The organism is Microbacterium sp. K41, assembly GCF_004794395.1.
In the GTDB taxonomy this organism is placed as follows: domain Bacteria; phylum Actinomycetota; class Actinomycetes; order Actinomycetales; family Microbacteriaceae; genus Microbacterium; species Microbacterium sufflavum.
Window position 1 is genome coordinate 1 of record NZ_SSDO01000383.1, and the last position, 7531, is coordinate 7531.

Annotated in this window: 9 protein-coding genes; 6 read left to right on the top strand and 3 right to left on the bottom strand. The window is 72.7% G+C overall.

Going from position 1 to position 7531, the window contains the following annotated elements; all coding sequences use genetic code 11:
- The 5 genes from DW309_RS11905 to DW309_RS11925 form a co-directional block, all read left to right on the top strand.
- Positions 1-328 (top strand): copper homeostasis protein CutC (locus DW309_RS11905; protein WP_275090541.1); only part of this gene is annotated, 328 nt, incomplete at its 5' end.
- Between the two features lie 9 nt (positions 329-337).
- Positions 338-1192: an alpha/beta fold hydrolase gene (locus DW309_RS11910; protein ID WP_136028536.1), complete on the top strand. Its 855-nt coding sequence runs from the start codon at positions 338-340 to the stop codon at positions 1190-1192.
- Positions 1193-1428: 236 nt separating this feature from the next.
- Positions 1429-2166, top strand: a complete 738-nt coding sequence (locus DW309_RS11915; RefSeq protein ID WP_136045497.1) for a DUF1684 domain-containing protein — start codon at positions 1429-1431, stop codon at positions 2164-2166.
- Positions 2167-2199: 33 nt separating this feature from the next.
- Positions 2200-3249 carry a lipoate-protein ligase LplAB gene (lplAB, locus tag DW309_RS11920; RefSeq protein WP_136028538.1) on the top strand — a complete coding sequence of 350 codons (1050 nt, stop codon included), beginning with the start codon at positions 2200-2202 and terminating at the stop codon, positions 3247-3249.
- A 65-nt stretch (positions 3250-3314) separates the two neighbouring features.
- Entirely contained in the window at positions 3315-4226 is a 912-nt protein-coding gene (locus tag DW309_RS11925; protein ID WP_136045501.1) for a DNA-methyltransferase, read from the top strand.
- A 3-nt stretch (positions 4227-4229) separates the two neighbouring features.
- Here DW309_RS11925 and DW309_RS11930 read toward each other — a convergent pair whose 3' ends face one another.
- From DW309_RS11930 to DW309_RS11940, 3 genes are read right to left on the bottom strand one after another with little or no spacing between them, the layout of a single operon-like run.
- On the bottom strand, positions 4230-4580 hold the full coding sequence (locus DW309_RS11930; RefSeq protein ID WP_136045498.1) for a cupin domain-containing protein: 351 nt from the start codon (positions 4578-4580) through the stop codon (positions 4230-4232).
- Positions 4577-5980 carry an NAD(P)/FAD-dependent oxidoreductase gene (locus DW309_RS11935; protein WP_136045499.1) on the bottom strand — a complete coding sequence of 468 codons (1404 nt, stop codon included), beginning with the start codon at positions 5978-5980 and terminating at the stop codon, positions 4577-4579. The genes DW309_RS11930 and DW309_RS11935 overlap by 4 nt, the downstream gene beginning before the upstream one ends.
- A 25-nt stretch (positions 5981-6005) precedes the next feature.
- Positions 6006-6470 (bottom strand): Lrp/AsnC family transcriptional regulator, encoded by a 465-nt coding sequence (locus tag DW309_RS11940; protein ID WP_136036948.1) that lies wholly within the window; start codon positions 6468-6470, stop codon positions 6006-6008.
- Positions 6471-6569: 99 nt separating this feature from the next.
- Between DW309_RS11940 and DW309_RS11945 the strand changes: the two genes are divergently transcribed.
- On the top strand, positions 6570-7531 hold a 962-nt coding region (locus tag DW309_RS11945), incomplete at its 3' end, for an aldehyde dehydrogenase family protein (protein ID WP_136045500.1).

Below are 7531 nucleotides of genomic sequence, written 5' to 3' on the forward strand. Positions count from 1 at the left end.
CCGCACCGCGCGCGAGCTCGGGCTGCGCCGCGTGCTCACCTCGGGCGGAGCGTCCGCCGCGATCGACGGCATCGACACGCTGCGCGCCCTGGTCGCCGCGGCCGAGGGCGCGATCGAGGTCATGGCCGGCAGCGGCGTCGACGTCGCGAGTGCCCCCGTGCTCGCCGAGACCGGCATCGACGCGCTCCACTTCTCCGCCAAGCGCACGGTCGTCGCCGAAGGCGGCGTGCGCATGGGCTCGGCGTCCGACGGCGTGGGCGGCTACGAGGTCACCGACCGCGACATCGCGGTCGCGATCAGGGACGCGCTCGCGGGGCGCGACCGGTAGGGTCGCAGCGTGACCGACACCCGCGAGTTCACCGATTCCCACGGCATCGCCATCGTCTACGACGTCCACCCGGCTGCGGGCGAGCCCCGCGGCGTCGTGCAGCTGCTGCACGGCGTGGGCGAGCACGCCGGCCGCTATCCCGCGCTGATCGCCGCGCTCACCGGCGCGGGCTTCCACGTGTACGCCGACGACCACCGCGGCCACGGGCGCACCGGTCTGCGTCAGCACGGCGACCCCGAGAAGCTGGGGCGGCTCGGCCCCGGCGGACTCCGGGCGGCGAAGGACGCGATCTGGCAGCTCACCGGCATCATCCGCGACGAGAACCCCGGCCTGCCGCTCGTGCTCCTCGGGCACTCGTGGGGGTCGTTCCTGGCGCAGATGCTCGTGAACGAGCACGCCGAGGCGTACGACGCGGTGATCCTCTCCGGCTCGGCCCTGCGGACCCCGCGGTCGCTGAACCCCGCGCCGCTGAACGCCGCGTGGGCCGCCGACGACGCGACCGGATACGAGTGGCTGAGCCGCGACCCCGCGGTGTGGAAGTCCTTCGAGGAGGACCCGCTCACCACGGGCGTGCCCCTGCTGAAGCTCTTCGGTCCGCTCGACGCGGCGCGACTCTACGGGCGTCCGGCGAAGCACCTCGCCCGCGACCTGCCGATGCTCCTCCTGGTCGGCCGCGACGACCCGGTCGGCGGTCCGCGCAGCGTCCACAAGCTCGCCGACGAGTACCGCCGCCGCTCGGGCCTCACCGACGTCACGACCCTCGTGTACCCCGACGCCCGCCACGAGATCTTCAACGAGCAGCAGCAGGACGAGGTGCGCGCCGACGTGCTCGCGTGGCTCGACGCGCACATCCCCGCCCGCTGACACCCCCGCTGCCGGGCGGCGACCCCGGTGCGAGGTCGTTATCGGCCCTCCGCCCGGCCTCGTGGGCCCCTTTTCGCACCCGCACCGGCCCGTCCGCACCCACACCCGCACGCGACCGAGGCGGACTGTGACGCGGGATGACGCGCGGTGAAGGAGTGTGACGCGAGCGCGCCGCGCCCGGCGTCGGCGACCTAGATTCGGGCTCATCCGCAGCAGGGACGGGAGGGCGCGCGGCGATGGGTTTCCGGAGCGACTGGCACGAATGGCATGCGGCGCGCGAGCGCTACGCCGGCGCGGAGTACGGGCCGTCCGCGCTCGAGTCCACGAACTGGCTCATCAGCGAGCCCGCGGCCGTCGACGGCATCCCCGGGCTCTGGGCCCTCGCCGGCGACGATGGCATCCGCGGCACCGAGCTCGGTCAGGCGGGGTCGAGCGTCACCCTCCGTGGCACCCAGACCCTGCGTCTGGGTCGCCGCGAGCTGCGCGTGTTCGACCGCAACGGAGCGATCGCGCTGCGCGTGTGGAACCCCGCGCGCCCGCAGCGGGAGTGGTTCACGGCGATCGACGCCTACGCCCCGGACGAGCGGTGGCGGCTGCCCGCCACGTTCGAGCCGACGCCGGGCGAGCGGATCCTGGTGACCTCGGTCGACGGCGCCTCGCGCGAGACGGACGTGGCGGGGCGCCTGCACTTCACGCTCGCCGGAGCCCCGCACACCCTCACGGTCACCCGCACCGGTCAGGGCACGCTGAGCGCGGTGTTCTCCGACGGCACCAGCGGCCTGGAGACGTACCGGTTCCGTTTCCTCCCGATCGACGAGCCCGCCGAGGACGGGACGGCGGTGCTCGACTTCACGCGCGCCTACCTGCCGCCGTGCGCGTTCTCCGACCAGTTCGTGTGCCCGCTGCCGCCACCGGGCAACCGCTACTCCACGCCCATCCGCGCGGGGGAGCGCGTGGTGGTGCTCGGCGGCTGACCCGCGCGGCACGGCGCGCCTTAAGCTGGAGTCGTGCACGGTGAATACAAGGTCCCTGGGGGCAAGCTCGTCGTCGTCGACCTCGAGGTGGAGAACGACCGGATCGCGCGGTTCCGGCTCGCCGGCGACTTCTTCCTGGAACCGGACTCGGCGCTCGACGACATCAATGCGGCGGTCGAGGGTCTGCCCGTGGAGTCCGACGCCTCCGCGATCGCGGCCGCCGTCCGCGGGGCCCTCCCCGAGGGGGCGCAGCTGCTCGGCTTCACGCCGGAGGCGGTCGGCACCGCCGTGCGACGTGCCCTGGTCACCGCGCCGGGCTGGCGCGACTTCGACTGGGAGATCGTGCACGACAGGGCCGTCTCCCCGCGCATGAACCTCGCGCTCGACGAGGTGCTCACGTCGCGCGTGGGCGAGGGGCGTCGTCGTCCCACGCTGCGCATCTGGGAGTGGGACGAGTCGGCGGTCGTGATCGGCTCGTTCCAGTCGTACCGCAACGAGGTCGACCCGGAGGGCGCGGCCCGGCACGGGTTCGACGTGGTGCGCCGCATCTCCGGCGGCGGTGCCATGCTCATGGCGGCCGGCCAGATCATCACCTACTCGCTGTACGTGCCGGCGTCGCTCGTGGCGGGCATGACCTTCGCCGACTCCTACGCGTTCCTGGACGACTGGGTGCTGCAGGCCCTGCGCTCGCTCGGCATCGACGCGGTGTACCAGCCGCTCAACGACATCGCGAGCCCCACCGGCAAGATCGGCGGCGCCGCGCAGAAGCGTCTCGCCAACGGCGGGGTGCTGCACCACGCGACGCTGTCGTACGACATCGACGGTCAGGTGATGACCGAGGTGCTGCGCATCGGCCGCGAGAAGCTCAGCGACAAGGGCACCACGTCGGCGGCGAAGCGCGTCGACCCGCTGCGCAGCCAGACCGGGCTCGAGCGGGCGGAGATCATCGACCGGTTCGTGGAGACGTTCCGCTCGCTCACGTCCGCCGAAGACGGCACGATCACGCCGGAGGAGTACGCCGACGCCGAGGCTCTGGTGGAGTCGAAGTTCTCCACCGACGCGTGGCTGCACCGGGTGCCGTGACGACCTCGGACGCGGGCGCGGGCCGTCCCGTCGCCGCGGAGGGGGCGCCGCGGGGTGCGGTCGAGATCGTGGAGGGCGACAACCTCGCCGTCGCCGCGACCCTGCCGTCCGGATCGTTCACGCTGGTGTACCTCGATCCGCCGTTCAACACCGGGCGGGCGCGCGAGCGGCAGGTCGTGACCGCACGGCGGACGTTCACGACTCCTCACGACCCCGCCGACCCGGAGGCCCCCGGTGCCGACGGGCCTGATGCGGAGGCAGATCCGCGGACTTCCGGACCCGCGACGACCGAGGCCGAGGTGCGGCACGGGTTCCACGGCCACGCGTACGAGCGGGTGCGGGGCATGCTCCGCGCGTACGACGACAGCTTCGACGACTACGGCGCCTTCCTGATGCCGCGGCTGGAGGAGGCGTGGCGGCTCCTGGGCGACGACGGCACGCTGTATCTGCACCTCGACTACCGGGAGGCGCACTACGCCAAGGTGATGCTCGACGCGGTGTTCGGGCGGGACTGCTTCCTCAACGAGCTGATCTGGGCCTACGACTACGGGGCGAAGTCGCGGCGGCGCTGGCCCACCAAGCACGACACGATCCTGGTGTACGTGAAGAACCCGCGCACGTACGTGTTCAACTCCGACGACGTCGACCGCGAGCCGTACATGGCTCCCGGTCTGGTCACGGCGGAGAAGGCGGCGCGCGGCAAGCTCCCCACCGACGTGTGGTGGCACACCATCGTCCCCACCACGGGTCGCGAGAAGACGGGCTATCCGACGCAGAAGCCCGAGGGGATCCTGCGGCGCATCGTCACGGCGTCGAGCCGTCCGGGCGATCGCGTGCTCGACCTCTTCGCGGGCAGCGGCACGACCGGGGCGGTGGCGTCGGCGCTGGGCCGTGACGCGGTGCTGGTCGACGACAACCCCGAGGCGGTGCGGATCATGGCCGAGCGCATGCCGCACGCCGAGGTCCGTCGCGGTTGAGGCTCAGACCGCGACAGAGACCTTGCGCAGCGTCTCGGTCACGGTCCACACCGTGCGCATGCCGGCCGACAGGCGCATCACCGACCCGGGCCCGACCTCGACAGACGGCAGCGCGGGCTCGGTGAACTCGATGGTCGCGCGGCCAGACAGCACCACGAACACCTCATCCTCCTCGGTGTCGCTCGCGGCGCCCGGTGTCATCTCCCAGACGCCGATCTCCGTCCCGTCCGCGGCGTCGAGCACGGCATACGCCGCGGTCGGCGCTCCGTCGCGCACCTCGTCCGCGGGCAGGGGCTCGTGCGCGAGGGCGACGGCGCGCGCGTCCACGGGCGTGCCCGGTGTCAGCGCGGTCACGAGTCGAACCCCATGCCGAGGGCGTCGAGCGTCTTCAGGAACGGGCCGCGTCGTCCCCCGTCGTGGTCGGCGCGGTCCATCGCGGCGCGCACCAGGTTGATGCCGATCGAGGCGGCGGGCTCGGGCGGGAAGGGGATCGGCTTCTCGCGCACCATGCGCAGCTCCGTGCGCTCGGTCTCCTCCCCGGCGAGCTTGTCGAGCATCACGTCGGCGGCGAACCGCGCGGCGCCCACCCCGAGCCCGGTGAATCCCGTGGCGTAGGCCACGCGCCCGCGACGGGCCGTGCCGAAGAACGCGCAGAACCGGCTGGAGGAGTCGATCGCGCCGGCCCAGCGGTGCGTGAAGCGGAGCCCCGCGAGCTGCGGGAACGTGGTGAAGAAGTGCGAGGCGAGGCGGCGGTGGCTCTCCATCCGGTCCTCGTACGCGGGGCGCACCTTCCCGCCGAAGTGGTAGACCGCGTCGTAGCCGCCGAACAGGATCCGGTCGTCGGCGGTGAGCCGGTAGTAGTGGAACTGGTTGGCGCTGTCGGCGAGGCCCTGGCGGTTGCGCCAGCCGATCGCGTCGAGCTGCTCCGCCGACAGCGGCTCGGTCATCAACACGTAGTCGTACACGGGCACCGTCATGAGCCGGTTGCGCTTCAGCAGCGAAGGGAACACGTTCGTGGCGAGGGCGATGTTCTCCGCGGTCACCCGTCCGCCGTCGGTCACGAGGGTGACCGGGCCGGCGTCGGGTCCCTCGATGCGGCGCACCATCGTGTGCTCGTGGATCTGCACGCCGAGCTCGACGGCCAGGCGCGCGAGCTCCAGGCCGAGCTTGGCGGGGTGCACGAGGGCCGTGCCCTCCCGGTCCCACGCGCCGGCGAGGAACGTGGGGGAGTGCACCTCGGCCTGCACGGCGTCGCGGTCGAGGAAGCCCTCCTCCTCGCGTAGCCACTCCACCTGGTGCGGCTCCACGGCCACGGCCAGCTGGCCCGTGCGCTCGAACTCGGCGTCGAGGGCGTACCGGCGCACGGTGTCCTCGATGCCGTCGAGGTTCTGCCGCCCCAGCTCCTCGAGCCGGTCGATCTCCTCCGGCCACCGGTTCACGCCGTTCTCGTGGCCGTGCGTGATGCTGGCCTCGCAGAAGCCGCCGTTGCGTCCCGACGCGGCCCAGGCCACGCGCGAGGCCTCCAGCAGCACGACCGTGCGCCCGGGGTCGCGCTCCTTCGCCCTGATCGCGGTCCACAGCCCGGTGTAGCCGCCGCCGACGATCGCGAGGTCGGCGTGCGCCGCCCCGCGCAGCGGCGGATGCGTCGGGCGGTCGACGTCGTCGAGCCAGAAGACCGACAGGGCGGTGTCGCGCAGGGACTCGTCGATGACGGACGGCGCGGGACGCCGGCGTTCGAAGACCGTGGTGCCCATGTTCACTCCCGGGTGCGGGGACGCGTCAGCGCGTTCCCCAGTTGTAGAGGTCTTTGTACAGTCCGGCATAGAGCAGGCTCTCGGTCTGCACGATGCCGGGGATGGTGCGGATGCGGGTGGCGATGAGGTCGATCAGGTGGTCGTCGTCCTCGCACACCGCCTCGACGAGGATGTCGAAGGTGCCGAGCGTGACGACGACGTACGCGAGCTCGGTGATCGCGGTCAGCTCCTCGGCGATCGCGCGGGGGTCGCCGGAGACGCGGATGCCGATCATCGACATGCGCCGGAAGCCGAGCTGGAGCGGATCGGTGACGGCGACGATCTGGATGATCCCGGCCTCGGTCATGCGCTGCACCCGCTGGCGGGCGGCGGCCTCGCTGAGACCGACCTCGCGCGCGATCTCGGAGTAGGGGCGACGGCCGTCCTCCTGCAGCAGCTCGACGATGCGCTTGGAGATGTCGTCGAGGGGCGGCTGCGGCGTCGGAGTCATGTACCGATAGTGACATTCTCAGGGGGCTGTCGCAACTGATTCCGTCGTTCGACCCTCGCCATCCTTCAGATTCCGCGTTCGAGTGGCTACCATGGCGCCATGCACACCCCGTCGACGACGACCGAGCCCCTGCACAACTTCCTCGGCGGCCGCGCCGTGCCCGCGCACGGACGGGGACGGCTGCCCCTGATCGACCCGGCGACCGAGGAGCCCTACGGCGAGATCCCCCTGTCGGACGCCGCCGACGTGGACGCGGCCGTCGCCGCCGCGGCCGCCGCGTTCCCGGAGTGGCGCGACACCACGCCCGCGCAGCGCCAGCTCGCCCTGTTCCGCATCGCCGACGAGATGGCCGAGCGGGCGGAGGAGTTCGCCGACCTGGAGTCGCGTGACACGGGCAAGCCGCGAGCCACGCTGGTCGCCGACGAGATCGAGCAGTCCATCGACCAGCTGCGCTTCTTCGCGGGTGCCGCGCGCAGCCTCGAGGGGCGGGCCGCCGCGGAGTACGTCGCCGGGCACACGTCGTTCGTGCGCCGCGAGCCGATCGGGGTCATCGCGCAGGTCACCCCGTGGAACTATCCGCTCAACATGGCGGTGTGGAAGATCGCGCCGGCGCTCGCCGCGGGCAACACCGTGGTGCTCAAGCCCGCGGAGGCGACGCCGCTCACCACGCTGCTGCTCGCCGAAATCGTCGCGCGGCACACCCCGCCCGGAGTGTTCAACGTGGTGCTGGGCGACCGCGACACCGGCGCCGCGCTGATCGCCCACCCGGTGCCGCAGATGGTCGCGATCACCGGCTCGGTGCGCGCGGGCATGGCGGTCGCCCGATCGGCCGCCGACGACGTGAAGCGCGTGCACCTGGAGCTCGGCGGCAAGGCGCCCGCCCTGGTGTTCGCCGACGCGGCGCTCGACCGCGCCGTGGAGGGCATCGTCGCCGGAGCGTTCTTCAACGCGGGACAGGACTGCACGGCCGCCACCCGGGTGCTCGTGCACGCGTCCAAGCACGACGAGCTCGTGGCGGCCCTGGTCGCCCGCGCCCGCACGCACGCGCGCACCGGCGGCCC

Bases quoted from the DNA above. Each gene is read 5' to 3' on its own strand.
- DW309_RS11915 (WP_136045497.1), top strand. From the start codon at position 1,429: ATGGGTTTCCGGAGCGACTGGCACGAATGGCATGCGGCGCGCGAGCGC.
- DW309_RS11935 (WP_136045499.1), bottom strand. From the start codon at position 5,980: ATGGGCACCACGGTCTTCGAACGCCGGCGTCCCGCGCCGTCCGTCATC.
- DW309_RS11940 (WP_136036948.1), bottom strand. From the start codon at position 6,470: ATGACTCCGACGCCGCAGCCGCCCCTCGACGACATCTCCAAGCGCATC.